Source organism: Pseudomonas sp. Xaverov 83 (assembly GCF_019352905.1).
Taxonomy (GTDB): Bacteria; Pseudomonadota; Gammaproteobacteria; order Pseudomonadales; family Pseudomonadaceae; genus Aquipseudomonas; species Aquipseudomonas yamanorum.
Window position 1 is genome coordinate 201,100 of record NZ_JAAAFU010000049.1, and the last position, 17,836, is coordinate 218,935.

The window sequence follows — 17,836 nt, forward strand, 5'->3', positions numbered from 1 at the left end:
TCCCAGCGTGTTTTCGGCAACTAGGTCGGAAAGGGATGGATTTATGGATTTGGAATAGATCGCTTTTGTCCCAACAATATTGAGATAAGTTGAATAATTCGTGATGTTCGAGAACGGCTGTTCGCGAAAGACCGCTTTCGGCCAGAAGCAGTCATTCGGATATGGCCATAAACTAGGAGGATTCGAACGAGAGAGCAGGTATCTTTAGAGTAGAGTCCTTTAGGTCTAGGCCCAATATTTGACTGACGGCTTCTGCCCACAAGGGCGGCTAGAAACAGACATTGACCATTATCGATAATGCTCTCTCACTGGATTATAAATTTCAATTTCTCAGGAGTAAATCGATAGTATTTTTAAGATATTTATATAGTCTATCATGAGCGAGAGACTTATTTTTTATCCGGGTGATAGGTATGGATGCTGCGCTAAGCGAATTTTTTAGGTTTCTAGGATTGGTTCCCGATGTTGTTTGGTCTGGGATTATTGCTTCTTTGCTGACCTTTATAGGTGTGATGCTGTCCAATGGGAGCAATACTAAACGCTTAAAAATTCAACTTGACCATGATGCTAAAGAGAAAGCCAAAGAGCGCACATCCGTTCTTCGCAGAGATGTATATCTTAAGACGATTGAAGAACTTAATCGTGTGAATGCGAAGCTGGTGGCACTCGCGCAAGCTGATTTTGTTAATTCAAATCCAACAAATGATCTGCAAGATTTTTACGCTGCAGCATCTAAGCTGCAGCTGATAGCAGAACCGAAAACATCAATTCTCGCTAGCAAACTGGTGGCAGCTTACGGGATTTTAACGATGCGACTGCTGGCAAAGCTAGGACCGCTTAATGACATTAAAATTGAAATAAACATTAACGATCGCGCCTATGACGTTGCGGCTGCGGAAGTAGATAGAGTATTGGAGAAGCAACGCCTTCTTGTAGAGTCTGGTCAGCCTGATCAAGCACAAATGGCCGCGCTGAATAATGCCTACGATTATAGTAGCTCACAAGCAAAGAAGTATGCTGATCAACGTGCCGCAGCATGGGCAGCCTTTCATCTGCATCACGTCGAGTATGTGAAGATGGTGATGCTTGAATTAAAGATTATCGGTGAGCAGCACCCCCCCCTAATGATTGCAATTCGTAGGGATCTAGGACTTACAGAGCAGATTGAGATCCTTCAAGAGCATCTAGATTCACAATGGAAGGAAATGGAAGAGGCCGTCAATGAGTCTCTGGATTTAATTTCAAAGGATAGATAGGCTAGTAAAAAAGCCTTGTAATATAATTTCCGTCGAGTGAATTAAATCCGATTTAGTAGGTGTATTGAACTCCCGGTTTTGGTCAAGCGACGATTTTGGTACAAAGTCCGCTTTTGGCCGGTTAGCGATTCACTCATTGGGCAAGTGAACAGTTAGCGCTGCTCTTTAGTGCATCCTATCGCCAGCAATGCCTTGCGTAGTTCCTCGGTATCGATCCAGCGGACGCTGAGTTCATGGCGCTGGCGTCCCGGTTCGCCACCTACGTACGCTGCGTATCGAGGCTGCGAAGTTCCTGAAGCGCATCGGCCAGTGTCCGCCCACCCAACAAACGCGACACCGACTCATCGACTTCGTCAGCCAAATTCCCAAAGAACCGTTCAACATTACAACTGACGAGACAGCGGTGAGGGATATCGCTGCGCCCGACCCACAGCTTCTTGCCCCCCATCGACACCTTGTAGATATCGCGGAGCGTGATCGCAGTGGCGTCAACACCAAGGCTCACCCCCCCGTCTCGCCCCATAGTCGAGTGAACAAGGCCCGCCTGAATCAAGGGCACCAACAATCGTCTGACAAAGGTCGGATTGGAATCGACCCCCACAGCCAATTGAGCAGAACTCAAGCGTTCGACGCCTTCGGCCTGAGCCAGCGCCAGGCTGAGCATCATCTGCAAGGCCGTTGGGAAACGGACATCGATCATTTACGACTCCTGACATTTTAATATGCATCCATTATTGTTGCATATATGTCGCGATGGATGTATTTCTATGGGCACACATTATCCCCAAGGAGAACTCCGATGTCCGAAGAACGTGAAATTCAGCAGGTCATGGCGCGCTATGTCAGGGCGGCTGATTACCGAGACGGCGCGTCCATGAGCAACCTCTTCCTACCCGATGCCAAGGTCGAGGTTTTCTACAACAATGCAGGTACGCCTGAGCTTTTTGGCGAGTTGGCCGGATCGCAGGCCATTGGCGCAGCTGTTACCACGATGATGAAGCCCCATCCACCACGGGGTTGGAGCCACCACACCACCCATGACCCGCTCATCGAAGTGAATGGCAACACCGGAACGCTGGACGTTCATTTTGTAGTGTTCAACGTCGTCGGCGCAGAAAAGCCCGAAGACGGTTGGCCGCAAGGGGCGTTTGGCGCGCAAGGCACTATCACCCCGATCGAGAGTGGCTACTACCGGCCGATCCTGCAGAAAGTCGATGGGCGTTGGATGATCGCGCACATGCGCATTTATCACGACATCCCGTATGCCTTCTAGGAGAAGTACTATGAAGGGTGTTTTTTATAGTGGCTTCGGAGGATCGGAAGTCCTCCAATACGGTGATTTGCCAGAACCGAAGCTGTCGCAGAACTCAGTGATCGTGCGAATGAAAGCCGCGACCGTCAACCCGGCCGATATCGCATTACAGGCCGGTTTTGGCGAGCGCTTCATGGAGACCTGGTTTCCGGTAGTACCTGGATGGGACCTTGCCGGCATCGTCGAGCGTGTGGGGGCCGGGGTAGTCGAGTTCCAACCAGGTGATGAAGTCATCGCCTATACGCATCAAGACATCTTGCATAACGGCACCTATGCCGAACTGGTGAGCGTGCCCGTGGAACGCTTATGGCGAAAGCCGAAGAACGTGTCATGGGCCGAAGCAGCCGGACTGCCACTTGCCGGTCTGACGGCCTATCGTGCGGTGATTGAAACGTTGCGTGTGTTCGAAGCAGATACCGTTCTAGTGCTCGGTGCATCAGGAGGCGTAGGCTCGCTGGCGACCCAACTCGCGGTGCTCTCAGGCGCTACCGTCATTGGCAGCGCTTCTGCCCAACACCACGCCTATGTGAGGTCGCTCGAAGCAGAACCCATGCTGTCGAATGATGTCGCCGAACTCAGAAGGCACACATCCACAGACGTGACGGCCATCGTGGATTGCGCCGGCCACGGCAGGTTGGCGAAGGCTATGGCTGCTGCCCCAAATGCAAGAGTCTGCTCAATAGCGGACAGCGGCCCCGGAATAAGTACAGTTTTCGCCCGACACGATACTGAGATTCTCGCACGACTTGTCGACCTGGTTGAAGCCGGAGCTCTAAGAGTGACGGTTGCAGCCTCGTTTGTCTTGGCAGATGCCGCACTCGCACAGGACGTGCTGAAGGCAAGGACCTGCGGACCAGGAAGATTAGTCCTAGTTCCAGGTTTTACCTGACAGCATCGGATGGACTCGTGGAGGGTCACTGCTCACACACCCTCCTCAAAGATGGCAACCGCCCTCACAAAACCGGCCGAGGCGTGTTTAATCTTGTAGGGGAAACACGAGACCTCAAAGCCGTGGGCCGGCAACGTTTCCAGATTAGAGAGTTTCTCCATCTGTCCGTAGCCGATCTCCCGTCCAGCCTTGTGCCCTTCCCATATCAGGGAACTGTCCCCATAGGACCAGTAGCCGCAAGCGGAAAAATACTCAAACCAGCAGATTTTTTCGATAGAACTCGGTGAGCCTCGCTATCGCTGGCGTTACGTACTGCTCTTTGTCGTAGAGATCGACGTGACTCGCACCTTCTACCCAAAGTAACTCCTTCGGCTCTCCTGCCCTGGGGAAAGCCTCTTCCGTCATCCACTTGGTGGCGGCTTCCGTTCCTACAATGGCTAGCAAGGGACGTGGTGCAACCCTGTCGATGAAGCGGAAACCCTCAAATAGCGCCATCTTGTCGACGCTGACCCAAGGCATCTGTTTAGTAGATCGCGGATGATAAGCACGAGGAGTGCAGTAGTACTCCCATCCTTCGTATACGTACTGACCGAGCGTGCGGGCCGCCGCTTCATCAGACGGAAAAATCGGGAAGGTTTGTGTCCCCTCGCTGCGCTCTTGGGCAGTACGTGCCTTCGCAGCACTATCCAGCATCATCTTGAGAACCTCAGGAGGCTGCTTCCCGTCATAACCCACCCGGAAGAATTCGCCAATACTGACGCCACTAACCATAGCGACAGCTTTAACTCTATGGTCGGTCGCGGTGGCCGGAATCACATACCCGCCAGCGGCGCAAATACCCAGCAGGCCAATTCGCTCTGAATCAACGTCATCACGAACGCTCATGAATGAAACTGCAGACTTAATATCCTCAATGCGATGTGCCGGATCTTCCAAACCACGCGGCTCACCCGCACTTTCACCGCTGTAAGCTGCGTCGAACGCGAGCGTAATAAAACCCTGCTCTGCGAGGTGACGGGCATATAAGGCAGCGGTTTGTTCTTTGACGCCGCTGGCAGGATGCACCACTACAACTGCCGCTTGTGGCCCGCTCGCCAAGCCATCTGAGCTGTAAAGATTGCCCACGAGGTTGAGCCCGGCACTTTCGAAAGTAACGATTTTTTGCTTCATGTTGAAACTCCTTACCGGCTTAATTGCTGGAGTGAACGTGCTGCCTAAAGCCTGGCGACTGGCATTGACGCAATTGAACAATGCCAGGCAATTTCAGAGGTAGCCTGAAGCTGCCATTCATCTGCACAATCCTTCCAAATGTGATTTCATCGGGTACGCATCGTTTGCCGGCGAGGTAGAGTTTCGTCATGAAAAAGAACACAAGTTTGCTGGACGAGTTGAAGCAACTCATCCTTCGCCATGCCGCATCGCACGCTGCTCGACCCGCGCTGCCAAACGTCGTGTTATCGAGCTATTCCGCGCCGACGCAGCCAGTCCGCCACATCGCCGAACCCGCCCTGGCCCTCGTGGTACAGGGCGCTAAACAGGTCGCCCTAGGCGAGCAGGTATTTCGATATGCCACAGGGCAGTATCTGATTTACCTGGTCGATTTGCCGCTTAGCTCCAATGTGATACAGGCAAGCGAAGAGGAACCACTGCTGGGCCTTGGATTAGTCCTGAGGCCCGAAGCAATAGCTTCGTTGTTGCTAGAAAGCAGCGCGCCACAAAAAATGAAAGGTGAGCAGTCCAGTATTGCTGTAAGTGAATTAAGTGATGATTTACTTGATCCCGTTGTCCGGCTCATAAGGCTTTTAGATAAACCAAACGACATTCCAATTTTAGCGCAGTCAATTGAACGCGAAATTCTGTGGCGCCTCATTAACGGGGAACAAGGTGCAATGGTCCGGCAGCTTGGTCTTGCTGACAGCCGAACGATGCAGATCGCACGAGCGATTAAATGGATCAGAGACCACTACGCACAGACCATCCGAATAGAGAAGTTGGCAGACGTAGCAGGTATGAGTACTACGTCGTTTTATCGGCATTTCCTAGCGGCGACATCATTAAGTCCTATTCAATTCCAAAAGCATGTTCGACTCCAAATGGCTCGATCACTGTTGGCCTCTTCCTTGAGAGGGATAGCGGATATAGGTCTTGCGGTCGGCTACGAGAGTCCTTCTCAGTTCAGTCGTGAATACCACCGTTTGTTCGGACGACCTCCACGTGAGGATGGGAAAATACTCAGAAAAATTGAGAGTGACTAACATCCAGCAATCCTCCGTAGCATTGGTACACGCACCTTGGCCAAAGAGCTGTAAGCTAATGGACATCGTGTCGGGCGATACATGGCCCGCAGCTTGATGCGCGAAGCTGGTATCGCCAGTCGTCAGCGCCGGCGCCATAAGTACAAATCGCCCGGCGTTGAGGCGTTGGTGGCGCCGCACGTCCTCAAGCGCAAGTTTGATGTCACGGCGGCCAATCAAGTGTGGTGCGGGGACGTGACGTATATCAAGGTCGGTAAGCGGTGGCTGTATTTCGCGGCGGTTCTGGATTTGTACGCCCGCCGGATCGTGGGCTGACGACCGGCTGCAAAGGATCGGTTAGCGCCCGATCCTTTGCCTATGGGGTCCATGCTTGTCTCTCCACACATACGGAGGACACATCATGCCTAGTACAGCCTTCCAATCGAAAAATCCTTGGAACAAAGGAAAGTTGATAGGGCAGAAAGCTCCGCTCCGTCTCAGAGACATCTGGGAAATCCGGGTCAGGCTCCAGATAACGGGCAAAAGCAGAGACGAGGCGCTCTTCGATCTGGCCATCGACAGCAAACTACGTGCGTGCGATCTGACCAAGCTGCGGGTTAGCGACATCTCCCACGGCCAGCACGTCGCGCCTCGCGTAATTGTCATGCAGCAAAAGACTAAACGGCCGGTTCAGTTCGAGATAATGGAACAGACTCGAAAGGCGCTGGAATCCTGGATGCGGATCGCACATCTCAAAGGCGACGATTTTTTGTTTCCCAGTCGCATTCGAGATTCCGAGCACCTGTCTACGCGGCAATACGCCCGTATCGTCAAGGCGTGGGTGGCTTCAATAGGTCTCGATCCAGTTTTATACGGTACACATACGTTGCGCCGAACCAAAGCGACGCTGATCTACAGAAGAACCAAAAATTTGAGAGCGGTGCAGCTGCTCCTCGGCCATACCAAGCTGGAAAGCACGATACGCTACCTAGGTATTGAGGTAGACGATGCTCTGGAGATTTCTGAGCAGACCGAGGTATGAACTCTTGGCGGCGGGAGGGATACCGTCGCTATCCGACCCATAGCAGCCGGTGGTGAAAAGGTCTCAACCGACCTAAAGCGGACTGGGTCTCCCCAGCCCGCAAACTAGGATCAGCTTTGGCAGAACCGGATTCGATTGCCGAATGGGTCATAGACTTCCAGAACTTTGCCCCAGTCCTGCTGAACAATATCCGGGCGTCCATTTCCGTAGCGTTTGCCCTGTAACTCGTCCCGCAGCAGTTCGATATTTTGCATCGGAACAAATATCGTGGATCCCGGGCTCGCATCGCCATGATGTTCAGAAAGATGGAGCTGCAAACCGTTTCGGTTTATCCCCAAATACAGCGGTAGGTCAGCTTCGAATCGGTGCTCGAATTCGACGCTAAAACCTAGAAAATCAAGATAGAACTCACGCGCCTTGGTTTCGTCAAACATCCGCAAAATCGGGATGGCTTTGTCGAATGTAATCGCGGGTTGGGTATCTTCCAGGGGTAACATGGCTGACGCGGTGTTCCAGTCCTTGTAGCCCAGCTGGTGCGCTACCGTTTCTAGAGCCGTTGAGTGAGTCACTGCTTGATTGCGCGACTCTAGCGAGGCACGCAGCCTCTTGGCCATCTGCTTGGCTTGTTCGATTGAAAACATCGTTCCTCCTGTAGCCGAGGCATTTTGGTGCTCGCGTTGCCAAACCTCGACTCTCAAGAGATGCGACAGGATTTGGGAAGAGAAGAAATGCTTTCACCTATCCTTTCGGATGCGAGCGGCGGGCAGCATCAGCCCGCGCTGATGATACACAGCGGCTCCCGTCAGCGAAAGTTCTCCCGGTTGCATGTCTCCGGCGCGAATCATCAGTCCGCTTTTGGCTGTGGATGCAATCGGCCCAAGGTAACCTCGCCACCGTTCCAAAGCACGTCGCACTTAGGCATCAGGTGCAGCAAACGCTCTACTGGAGATAGAAATAGAATTGCCGTCCGGATCTTTAGCGTTAGCAAATGAATAGCCGTCCGCCCTGTGCGTCGCTCCAAATTTCAGGCCTTGTGCCATGCACTGTTCTTTGAAACTCTCGACGTCCTTGATATCAAAGATAAGCTTGACTGTAACTTGTCCTGTTTTAACGCTTTTCGCTGCTTGATGAGCCATCAGAATCGCCCCGCCGTTTGCCGACTTCAATTCGACGACGCGATCATCGGCATGTCTTTCACTGACAAAGCCGAAATGACGCTCATAAAAATCGCAGGTAGCTTGGACGTCTCTCACATACAACATTATCCGATTAAGTAACGGTTCCATATTTTCTTCCTTGATTACTGCTGACGATGAGATTTGAGAATCAGGGCATCTTCGATGCTTGCCGTTCGATTGTCGAGTGGCCGCTTCTGGCCGATAGCAGCCGGTCGTTCCGTAAGCTGCATGCCATCGTTGAGCAGGCAGCATCACGTGCTTAACCACCATTAGCCCGGTTGAACTGCCAACGCGTGGAACGACCCGCTATGCCGGTAAGTCTACCTGTATCTACTCATGGGTAAGGTACAGCGCAATGGATAAGACAATCACCGTCGATCAACTAGAGACCACCGACCTTGGATCAATCAATGAAATATGGCTTGGCGAGACGCATACCCAGCTATGCCTATGGCGTGGCGAACAAGTCTTCACCCACGAGATGATGAGCGAGGGCACCCACGATCAGAATGTCCAACGCCTGTGCTTGCAGTTGGTCAACCCTGACGATCAAACCGCCGTAGCCAGTGTCGAGGTAATTGTGCGCGAACGGCTGAAAAAAATGGGGAAGGAGGGCGAGTTTTACCCCGCAGAGGAGGCTGATACTCATCAATAAGAAAAGGGGTATCGGTCATTCAGGGGGAGTTGATCCAAGGCCTGTTGTCGCTTGGAGGCGTATCTTTCGATGAGGATCCTGGATCGCTTAGATGACTCACTCAATTCAGCAACTCCATGGAGCAGCCAACGGGTTATGGATATCGAATTTCGCGGTAGTGGCATGCGTGATAACCCGTCTGTGGGTACATGAATCGCCCCTGATTTCATAGGCGCGTTATGGATTCAACCGGTTTGTGCAGCCATCCAGGTCAAAAAACGATGGAGCTGAGTCGTAAACTTCTTCGGCTTGGCATCCGGGTTCCTTGCCTGGGACAAGAAAAAAGAGATCTGCATCCTCATACTCGGGTAATGCTGAACAAACTGCTCTACCAGCTCTTCCAGTGTTTGCGGCCACATCAGGTCCTGTTCAGAGCGAAGCACTTGAGTTGACCGGATGAGTTTGCGCGAAGCTTCGCGCTGCAAGCGTAGCGATTGCGTCGGTATGGTCGCCTGGTCGATAAGGTCGGCATACCGGGTCAGTACGGATTCAAAGTCACCATTCACAGCAATGGCGATATTGCGCGACGGCTTGGACCGGTCGAAGCGTTGGGTCAGATCATTGCCCCATAAGCAACGACAGTGATGCTTGAGCCAATACCCCCAGCTCAATCGATTGTCAGGTGCCAATACCTCAGCACGACTACCGATATCGAAATCGATCTTGGTGACTTCGGCATGCCGACTTTCCAGCGTGCGCCTTTTCGACTCCAGCATTTCCAGATCCTGCGACGTAGGAGGACTGTGCAGAATAAGGGTTAGGTCAAGGTCGGAAACCCCCGGCACGGCGTCGCCTCTAGCGACACTGCCATAAATATAAATCCCGTCCAGCACAGGTTCCGGCTGCGCGAGCGTCATGCAAACGTCCGTCAGCAAAGCCTGAAACTGTGGCTGCATCTCGACGTTGGACACGGTGAGGATATAACCGTCCGCATCAATGCCACGAGGTTGGAGTCGTTCCATGAAGCCGTCCGTGAGTGGTGCTCAGTGAAAATCGGGGTCAAACCCCATCAAGACGTGCGCCGGCCTTCCAGGCTGGAAAACACATACATACCCGCCAGCATCGCCACTACAAAGATGAGAATTTGCCAGTGCCCGGTAAACAGAATGGCGACCGCAGGCCCAGGGCAGATACCCGAGAACAAACACGCTGACGGCCAGCCCGATCAAGGCGCCTCCGCCTAATGAAGCCCAAGGCGTGAAGTTGATCCAATCAATGCTCATTTTGCAGTTCCTGCACAGGAGAGTGGGTGAGGGCTGTTGATCAGCGAACCATCATAACCATCCGCGCGGGTCTGGGTCTGTGCAAGTCAGATTTTGCTGCCGCCCCCCATGGAATGGTGAAGCCCTGCTTCCAGTACTAAAGGAGGTGGCAATGCCCGCTAAAGGACCATTTCGGTCTGACGCCATAGGTTTAGGCTCAGCTTTGTGATCGTCAACGATGACAACAAGACGCGCCGCATCACCTGCGAGATGAGTAGAAAACCTCACTGACTCCCGTGTCTCCATAATAAAAAGAGGATTTATCATGAGTAGCACCTTCTTCATTCCTTCCGTGAACATGATGGGCATTGGCAGCCTCGACGAGGCGATGCTCGCAATCCGCAAGTACGGATTCCGCAAAGCCTTGATCGTCACCGATGCCGGCCTGGCCAAAGCCGGCGCGGCGGCCAAGGTCGCTGGCCTGTTGGCCCAGCAAGACATCGACTCCACCCTGTTTGACGGCGCCAAACCGAATCCGACCGTCAGCAACGTGGAGAAGGGCCTGGAACTGCTGGCCCGCAGCGACTGTGATTTCATTATTTCCCTGGGCGGCGGTTCACCCCATGACTGCGCCAAGGGCATTGCCCTGTGCGCCGCCAACGGCGGGCACATCAGCGACTACGAAGGCGTGGACCAATCCGCCAAACCACAAATGCCACTGATCGCCATCAACACCACCGCCGGCACGGCGAGTGAAATGACCCGTTTCTGCATCATCACCGACGAAGTTCGCCACGTGAAAATGGCCATCGTCGACCGCAACGTCACGCCCCTGTTATCCGTCAACGACCCTTCGCTGATGGCCGCCATGCCCAAAGGCCTGACCGCCGCCACCGGCATGGACGCACTGACCCACGCCGTCGAAGCCTACGTGTCGACCGCGGCCACGCCGATCACCGATGCCTGCGCACTCAAGGCCATCGAACTGATCTCGGCCAACCTGCGCACCGCCGTTGCCCAGGGTGACAACATGACCGCCCGGGAAAACATGGCCTACGCGCAATTCCTTGCCGGCATGGCCTTCAACAATGCTTCGCTGGGATATGTACACGCCATGGCGCACCAACTGGGCGGGTTCTACGACCTGCCTCACGGCGTGTGCAATGCGATCCTGCTGCCCCATGTGTCGAGCTTCAACGCCAGCGTATGCCCGGCCCGGTTTAAGGATATCGCTCATGCGATGGGGGTTGAGACTCAGCAATTGGATGCGGAGAAGGGTGCGGCGGCGGCTATCACGGCCATCCGTAAACTGTCTGCGGATGTGGGGATTCCGAGCGGCCTCGTTGAGCTGGGTGTGAAGGCTGACGATATTCCGACCCTGGCAACCAACGCCATGAAAGACGCCTGCGGTTTTACCAATCCGCGTCCTGCCAATCAGGATGAGATTGAGCAGATTTTTCATACGGCGATGTGATTGATGTGAAGTGATGCTGGAGAGAACGCCCCGCCTTTGGTTGAAGTGCGGGGTGTTTTGGTTTTGTTCGCCGATAGGGTTGGAGTGGCTCACTGGCTGGCCGGCGGTCTGTCACGAGGGGGCTACTGTCTGCCAAAAGCGGACGACCGACGACAGGCATGAGTCTGACGGCGGCTCTCTTAAAACTTCGAAAACCTAATAAGATTGGAATAACCGCCCTGTTATTCACTTAAGGTATAAAAAGCCAATTGAACAGAAAATATGAATGCGGTAATGTCAATTTGGCATGAGCGTTTCGCTCATATGTTGCACTTGAGCAGAAAATCCCGAGATACCTTGCTGTGTCCTTAAATGGAAACGGCGGTGGTGCCTGATTTTAGGTATTACCAAGTGGGCTGGCGGCGGCAAGGAACCAATCCGCACCGACGATACCATCTCAATGATTAGCTCCGCTCGTAGGGTAGAGGCAAGCCAGTTTCGGGTTGCTCAAACGTACGCATCTCTGCTCTTTTCCTTCGCGAGAAGGCAGCGGACTAATACATTAAAGGATCATCAAGCAGCATGGATGAATATGCCCCCAAGAAAACCACCAATGAATCAATTTTTTCAATAGATAATTTGCTTGCGGCACTAGGCCTTAGTGAGGCCGAGTATGAGAGCATTCAAAATTTAGAAGAAAAAAATCGATACACGCCATTACATCTTAAAAAAAAGAATGGAGATGACAGGATCGTTTTCGACCCTCATCCACTCGTAAGGAAATTTCAGCGCAGAATAAAAAACAGGCTATTCAATCAAATCAGATACCCTACGTACCTTTACGGTTCAATTTCTGATCCAGAACACCCACGGGATTATATATCCTGCGCACAACAACATTGTAAAGCCAAGACGATATTAAAAATTGATATAACTTCATTTTTTGACTTTATAGATTATGATTTAGTATACAAAATTTTCAATGAGTTATTTTTTTATTCCGACGAAGTATCTGAAGCACTAGCAGATATTTGCACTAGAGAGGGAGTTGTACCACAAGGAGCACCGACATCTAGCTTTATAGCAAACTTGTGTTTTTTTGACGTCGAAGGACAGATCGTTAAAGGACTAGAGCGGCAAAAACTAAGTTACACTCGATTAACTGATGATATCACTGTGTCATCATCGATACAGGATAAAGATTTAAATAAAGCCAAATTCACTATTGTATCAATGATCGAGCACGCAGGATTCAAAGTAAACGAAGCGAAAACAAGTATAGAGTCAATTTCAACAACCGCTTTCAAAATTCATGGACTGAGAGTTAACAAGGAAACCCCCCAGCTTCCGCGAGATGAGATCAGGGCGATCCGGGCTGCGGTCAACAACCTAAAAATTCTTTCGCGAGAACCCAATGCGAGGACGAGCTTTGACTATAGAAAACGTTATGAAAGCATATCTGGTCGAGTTAATAAGCTGGCGCGCACAGGACACCCGAGATATAAAAAACATCGACTAGAACTAAAATCCATATTGCCCCTTCCGTCCCAAAAAGATATTCGGCGCTGCCTCACTATGCTTTCTACTTTAATGAGGGACTACGACGTTTTTTGTAGTACTCCACTTTACATGAAGCGATATCATCGCCTTCGGCACAGATTGATATTATTGCAGAGGGTTTATAAGCATGAGGCAAAAAAAATATGGGGGGAATTGAAAGTGCTAACTCCGACAAAAAGCAAAGCTGAACATGAACTATAAAGGATGCTTTTTTTTAATAACCGTTTTTTCCGCAACGGTTTTGTGCGCAATCACACTCATATCTATATTTTTGACTCTATTAATAGCTCATAATAACTCTCTAGAATTTTGTTTCTCACCTGGATGTTTTGATTTCGCTGCAAAAGCTTTTCAAGAACCTATAAAGATCTTCAAAATCGGCGTTGAGTTTGGAACGTATGCATTCACTGCAATCGGAGCGGCAACCGCCATATTGACTTATGTAAATTCTGTAAAGGCAGAAAAAAACAACCGACATTTTCAAAAGCACTCTGAATTCAAAGCTTTTACTTCGGGGCTGGTAGCGCAACATAACTCTGGCATAAGGCAAGAAAATTTCAACGCCAACAAATACTATGGTTTTTTATTCCCCCTATCGGCTGAGGCATATTTCATTCCCTCCGAGTCATACGATATTATTATCAACAGTATTGAACGGCAGATCGCAGAAACTCAAGCAAATTTTATTCCTGGTGATATGCGATCAATTGAAGAGCATTGCAGGAATATGTTGGCGTACTTCCACTCTTTGGGGATAGCTGTAGAAGAGCCAACTGAGGAAGTGTTGATGATGCTTGAGCCCAAAATATTTTCTTTTATAGACAGTATAAATCAACAGTTTACAAATATTGAGGTCAGCCTTAGAAGCAAGTCAAGGGACTACATACGTAGCATACAATAACGCGGCTCAAATTATGCTTTTACGGCTTTCCTCTAGGGCCCCACGACCATAGCCTAGCGCTTTGCGGTCTAAACTTGGACGAATGGGGGGGCAGATCCTTGCAACCATAATCGAAGCTTTTGGTATGGGTATAGCTTTCGAGAGCCTTTTGCAGATTAATACGTGATTCTGGCCGGTGATCTTTGTTGTCTGCCGTCACCATCAGCTTCCGATCCCACCGGCGTTTTGGATTGAGTCGCTGATACTGATGTCCAAGCAGGGAAATGCGTTGGGCTCGATGCATAATGTGAAGCTAGGAAGGGATTAAATGCATATATCACGAGTGAGCATCACGAATTTTGCCAATTTCAGTTCTCTTGATGTCGATACGGGCGAGAGTATTGTCATCGTTGGGGAGAACAAAGTAGGCAAGAGCAATTTCCTTCGAGCTTTACAACTAGTTTTGGATCCTGGGCTTTCCGAGCTTGATAGACAGCTTGGACTGGAGCACTTTTGGGATGGCCTTGGTGACGAAAAATTGGGTGCTACAGTCGAAGTTTCGATTGAACTAACGGACTTCGATGATGATCCAGATTTGATTGCCGTTCTGGCCGATAGTCTGATCGATATCGGTCCGCCAACCGTCGCGCGCATTACTTACAGGTTCAGGCCCAAGGCCGCACTGAATGGAGATGCCCCACAAAGCCTTTCGGACTACGAGTATTTGATTTTTGGTGGCGACGATGAAGACAATTCAATTGGAGCGATGCAGCGGCGCCAAATGCCGCTTGATGTGCAAGCGGCCTTGCGCGACGCAGAGAAAGATCTTTCCAGCTGGAGACGCTCTCCGCTGCGGCCGTTGATTGAGGAACTGACCTCCGATCTCGATGCCGATGCTCGTGAAGAAATTCAGCAAATGGTAAGTGAGGCACAGACTGATCTTGCTGATCGTGACGAGGTAGTTCGCACCGCAGAGAGAATCGGTAAGCGATTGCTAGACATAGTGGGGAGCAAGCACACTGTCCCTATAAAATTAGGCTTAGCCCCAACGAGAGTAGATGCTTTACTCCGAAGTCTTCGTATTCTCATTGATCATGGCGTACGTACCATAGGAGATGCCAGCCTAGGCACTGCGAATTTGATTTTTATGGCTTTGAAAAGCTTGGAGCTTGACCGGTTGGTCCTCAAGGGCGAGCGAAGCCATACTTTTTTCGCTATTGAGGAGCCTGAGGCGCATCTACACCCCCATGTGCAGCGCTTGGTTTATCGCTATTTTCTCGGTGCTGAGCCGGCTGGCGATAACAAGCAAACTTCAAATCTCACTACAATTCTGACCACTCATTCACCGCATATTGCCAGCGTGGCTCCTATAAGATCAGTGGTACTTTTGCGCCACAATGCCGGCGCGACTATCGCTACATCTACCGCCAAGGCGCCCCTAAACGAATGGGATGAAGAGGATCTTCAGCGATATATCGATGTTACTCGTGGAGAGCTCTTTTTCGCCCGTGGTGTTATTTTCGTGGAGGGAGACGCAGAGCGATTTCTGATCCCGGCATTTGCCGAGGCGCTGGGTATTCATCTAGACGTCTTGGGAATCTCTATATGCTCCGTAAGCGGAACCAACTTCGCTCCGTACATAAAACTAGTTGGAGCCAGCGGGCTTGATATTCCACACGTTATTTTGACCGACCTTGATCCAATTGAAGGAAAGAGCGCGCTTGCTAGGCAGCGCATCATCAGTTTGCTTGAGCTTGCAGATGATGATGGCGACCTCGACAATCTAGAGGATGACCAAGTACTTGCTTTGGCTGAGGAAGTAGGTTATTTCGTCAATAATAGTACGTTGGAAATCGAGCTATTTACCTCGGGTCTCGGTGCAGCTATGAAAGAGATTTTCGAAGGTGAGTGGGAACTTCGGCAAAAGTCAAAAGCCATATTGGATAGTTGGATTGCGAATCCCGACACCCTAGATAGTACTAGGCTGTTATCGCGGATTGAACGGATAGGTAAAGGTCGTTTTGCGCAAATGCTTGCGCCTTTCGTCACAGCCCGTTCCTGTCCCGCTTATTTTCAACGCGCACTGGAATATATTCGCAATGCCGTTGCGTAGCGTAAGCACCGCTTATCTTGCGCAGGCCAGAGAGTTGCGCGACAACGATCAGCAGTGGGCTGCCTATGAGTCTACTAGGCATTGCATTGTCTTGGCCGGGCCTGGAAGCGGTAAGACCAAGACGCTTGTACTCAAATTGGCACGCGTCCTGGCTGAGGACGTGCGAGCACCACGCGGAGTAGCCTGTATCACCTACAGTCAGGAGTGCACGCGTGAACTTACCCGACGAATGGAGTTGCTCGGCCTGCGTGAGTCGTCGCGTCTATTCATAGGTACGGTACACGGATTCTGCCTTCGCCATCTGCTAATTCCATATGGGAAGTTAGCGAACTTAGGTCTTCCCGATCCAATTACTATTTCGACCACCGATCATTGCCAACAGGTGTTCGCGAGGGTCAGGAACCGTCTATTCGGTGAAACCCGCACCTACAAAAAAATGGATATGGATAAGTACCGGCGCGTACATTTTGATCGGACAGCACCAGCATGGCGAGAGGTTGCGGAGCTTGCTGCCTTGGCCGAGGCCTACGAAGAGGCGTTGCACCATGAAGGTTTCGTCGACTTTGAGGATCTAGTTATCTACGGGGAACGGCTAGTAGCTCAGCATGACTGGGTCTTGCCGCTCGTAAGCGCGCGCTTCCCAATGCTAGCTGTTGATGAGTATCAGGATCTGGGTATAGGCCTACACCGCATCGTTAAGCGACTCGTGTTTGACGGAGGAGTTCGCTTGTTTGCAGTTGGGGATGCTGACCAGTCGGTGTATGGTTTTAATGGTGCTGACTCTAGCCTGCTACATGAGCTGGCTGAGCGACCGGATGTCGAATGTGTGAAATTGGAAGTGAACTACCGTTGCGCTGAGACCATTGTACGGGTATCTGAACGTGCCTTGGGCGAGTTGAGAGGTTATCGTTCTTACTATCCGGATAGGAAAGCGCATATTGCTATAGTTGAGTGCCCTGATGGGCTGACACAACAAGCAAGTCGTGCGATCAAGGAAATCATTCCTGCTGCCTTGGCGAGCAAGCCGGGGCGACAAGTTGGTGACATAGCTATTCTTTATAGGAATGCGGGCATTGGGGATGTAGTCGCAAGTGCAGCTGCCGAAGCAGGATTGAGTTTTATCCGAGTCGACACTTCAGCACCTTACCGAAAATGCGCTATTACGAGCTGGATTGAGGATTGTTCAGCATGGTGTGCAGGAGGGTGGCGTGAGACGGCGCCTCTATTACATGGGTTGATTGATCGGTGGTTGGCATTTCATCGCCTGCGCTTGTCAGACAACAATGCTCGAGTCGAACGTAAGAAGCTAACTCAGTTCCTGTGGACTCATAGACAAAACCGATCTGCTCTCTACTTTGTGAGCACCATACGCGAAGAGCTTCTTGATAACTTAATTGCGACCGATGCCAGTTTGCTTGACCAGGCTGCTCAGGTGGAAGCGATGACTCAAGCGTTCCAGGAGGGCGGCACCCTGCAAGAGCTAGATATGGCACGTCTCGGCGGGCGCGACGGATCTCCCGACCAGCTGAATTTGTTGACACTCCATTCCGCAAAGGGGTGCGAATACGACGTGGTAATCATGCTTGGCCTGGATGAAGGTTCCTTTCACTGGACGAATGTTCAAGGTAATGATCTTCGTGAAAGCCGTCGCCTTTTCTATGTTGGGTTTACACGTGCTCGTGATGAGGTGCATATGTTGTATTCAGGCTGGAACGAGAACCGTGGCCGTCGTTACTACTCAGGCCGTTTGCGCTTTCTTGAGGAGCTTATTGCAGATTAAGCGAGATAATCTGAGTGACCACTGGCGGAAAGCGCTCCGCAGTTTTCCACACTACAGAAACTCGAAAGCTGTGCAGGATAATAAAAGTTTACTTGTCCACCAGCGTCTGCGATTGGCCGCAATGGATCGATTTCTGCCTGTCACGATGGGCCGAAATCGACTCAAATGGCCTGTCACGCGTCGATAAAACTAAGATGATTTAGCCGGTCCGGAAATGTTATCTATATGACAACTGGGAAGAAG

General features: G+C 51.1%; 17 protein-coding genes and 3 pseudogenes. 12 read left to right on the forward strand and 8 right to left on the reverse strand.

Features of this window, described 5'->3' with window-relative positions:
* Positions 1-413 precede the first annotated feature (413 nt).
* Positions 414-1,256 carry a hypothetical protein gene (locus K0H47_RS16485; protein WP_219273230.1) on the forward strand — a complete coding sequence of 281 codons (843 nt, stop codon included), beginning with the start codon at positions 414-416 and terminating at the stop codon, positions 1,254-1,256.
* A gap of 259 nt (positions 1,257-1,515) precedes the next feature.
* On the opposite strand, the gene K0H47_RS16490 is transcribed toward K0H47_RS16485, so the two are convergent.
* The gene (locus K0H47_RS16490) at positions 1,516-1,956 is read right to left on the reverse strand and encodes an Rrf2 family transcriptional regulator (RefSeq protein WP_003214506.1); all 441 of its coding nucleotides are present in this window, start codon (positions 1,954-1,956) and stop codon (positions 1,516-1,518) included.
* Between the two features lie 99 nt (positions 1,957-2,055).
* Between K0H47_RS16490 and K0H47_RS16495 the strand changes: the two genes are divergently transcribed.
* Entirely contained in the window at positions 2,056-2,529 is a 474-nt protein-coding gene (locus K0H47_RS16495; RefSeq protein ID WP_003214505.1) for a nuclear transport factor 2 family protein, read from the forward strand.
* A 10-nt stretch (positions 2,530-2,539) separates the two neighbouring features.
* Positions 2,540-3,457, forward strand: a complete 918-nt coding sequence (locus K0H47_RS16500) for an NADP-dependent oxidoreductase (RefSeq protein ID WP_219273232.1) — start codon at positions 2,540-2,542, stop codon at positions 3,455-3,457.
* A 32-nt stretch (positions 3,458-3,489) separates the two neighbouring features.
* On the opposite strand, the pseudogene K0H47_RS31145 reads toward K0H47_RS16500, so the two are convergent.
* Both K0H47_RS31145 and K0H47_RS16505 read right to left on the reverse strand, forming a co-directional pair.
* A pseudogene (locus tag K0H47_RS31145) lies at positions 3,490-3,678 on the reverse strand (cyclase family protein); the annotation flags it as partial.
* Between the two features lie 31 nt (positions 3,679-3,709).
* Positions 3,710-4,627 (reverse strand): alpha/beta hydrolase, encoded by a 918-nt coding sequence (locus tag K0H47_RS16505; protein WP_219273234.1) that lies wholly within the window; start codon positions 4,625-4,627, stop codon positions 3,710-3,712.
* A 188-nt stretch (positions 4,628-4,815) separates the two neighbouring features.
* Between K0H47_RS16505 and K0H47_RS16510 the strand changes: the two genes are divergently transcribed.
* From K0H47_RS16510 to K0H47_RS16520, 3 genes are all read left to right on the forward strand, one after another.
* Positions 4,816-5,712 carry an AraC family transcriptional regulator gene (locus K0H47_RS16510; protein WP_219273236.1) on the forward strand — a complete coding sequence of 299 codons (897 nt, stop codon included), beginning with the start codon at positions 4,816-4,818 and terminating at the stop codon, positions 5,710-5,712.
* A 96-nt stretch (positions 5,713-5,808) separates the two neighbouring features.
* Positions 5,809-6,027: a DDE-type integrase/transposase/recombinase gene (locus tag K0H47_RS16515; protein WP_242488212.1), complete on the forward strand. Its 219-nt coding sequence runs from the start codon at positions 5,809-5,811 to the stop codon at positions 6,025-6,027.
* Between the two features lie 85 nt (positions 6,028-6,112).
* Entirely contained in the window at positions 6,113-6,733 is a 621-nt protein-coding gene (locus K0H47_RS16520; protein ID WP_201139934.1) for a tyrosine-type recombinase/integrase, read from the forward strand.
* A gap of 110 nt (positions 6,734-6,843) precedes the next feature.
* Here the strand turns inward: K0H47_RS16520 and K0H47_RS16525 are convergent, their stop codons facing one another.
* Together K0H47_RS16525 and K0H47_RS16530 are read right to left on the reverse strand one after the other, a co-directional pair.
* Positions 6,844-7,374 (reverse strand): glyoxalase superfamily protein, encoded by a 531-nt coding sequence (locus tag K0H47_RS16525; protein WP_102605784.1) that lies wholly within the window; start codon positions 7,372-7,374, stop codon positions 6,844-6,846.
* Positions 7,375-7,647: 273 nt separating this feature from the next.
* The gene (locus K0H47_RS16530) at positions 7,648-8,019 is read right to left on the reverse strand and encodes a VOC family protein (RefSeq protein WP_102605783.1); all 372 of its coding nucleotides are present in this window, start codon (positions 8,017-8,019) and stop codon (positions 7,648-7,650) included.
* A 247-nt stretch (positions 8,020-8,266) separates the two neighbouring features.
* On the opposite strand from K0H47_RS16530, the gene K0H47_RS16535 reads away from it, so the two are divergent.
* Entirely contained in the window at positions 8,267-8,566 is a 300-nt protein-coding gene (locus K0H47_RS16535) for a hypothetical protein (protein ID WP_017475289.1), read from the forward strand.
* Between the two features lie 224 nt (positions 8,567-8,790).
* On the opposite strand, the gene K0H47_RS16540 is transcribed toward K0H47_RS16535, so the two are convergent.
* The 3 genes and pseudogenes from K0H47_RS16540 to K0H47_RS16545 form a co-directional block, all read right to left on the reverse strand.
* Positions 8,791-9,567: a nucleotidyltransferase domain-containing protein gene (locus tag K0H47_RS16540; RefSeq protein WP_219273238.1), complete on the reverse strand. Its 777-nt coding sequence runs from the start codon at positions 9,565-9,567 to the stop codon at positions 8,791-8,793.
* A 47-nt stretch (positions 9,568-9,614) separates the two neighbouring features.
* Positions 9,615-9,740 (reverse strand): annotated as a pseudogene (locus K0H47_RS31150) (DUF6691 family protein); the annotation flags it as partial.
* Between the two features lies 1 nt (position 9,741).
* A pseudogene (locus K0H47_RS16545) lies at positions 9,742-9,828 on the reverse strand (YeeE/YedE family protein); the annotation flags it as partial.
* 304 nt (positions 9,829-10,132) lie between these two features.
* Here K0H47_RS16545 and yiaY point away from each other — a divergent pair.
* The 5 genes from yiaY (at position 10,133) to K0H47_RS16570 (ending at position 17,593) form a co-directional block, all read left to right on the forward strand.
* Entirely contained in the window at positions 10,133-11,281 is a 1,149-nt protein-coding gene (yiaY, locus tag K0H47_RS16550; RefSeq protein ID WP_219273239.1) for an L-threonine dehydrogenase, read from the forward strand.
* A gap of 561 nt (positions 11,282-11,842) precedes the next feature.
* Positions 11,843-13,021, forward strand: a complete 1,179-nt coding sequence (locus K0H47_RS16555; protein WP_219273241.1) for a reverse transcriptase family protein — start codon at positions 11,843-11,845, stop codon at positions 13,019-13,021.
* The gene (locus K0H47_RS16560; protein WP_219273243.1) at positions 13,011-13,721 is read left to right on the forward strand and encodes a retron Ec48 family effector membrane protein; all 711 of its coding nucleotides are present in this window, start codon (positions 13,011-13,013) and stop codon (positions 13,719-13,721) included. The genes K0H47_RS16555 and K0H47_RS16560 overlap by 11 nt, the downstream gene beginning before the upstream one ends.
* Before the next feature lie 307 nt (positions 13,722-14,028).
* Entirely contained in the window at positions 14,029-15,813 is a 1,785-nt protein-coding gene (locus K0H47_RS16565) for an ATP-dependent endonuclease (protein WP_219273244.1), read from the forward strand.
* Positions 15,800-17,593: an ATP-dependent helicase gene (locus K0H47_RS16570; RefSeq protein WP_177067586.1), complete on the forward strand. Its 1,794-nt coding sequence runs from the start codon at positions 15,800-15,802 to the stop codon at positions 17,591-17,593. Before K0H47_RS16565 ends, K0H47_RS16570 begins: the two co-directional genes overlap by 14 nt.
* Positions 17,594-17,836: the final 243 nt, after the last annotated feature.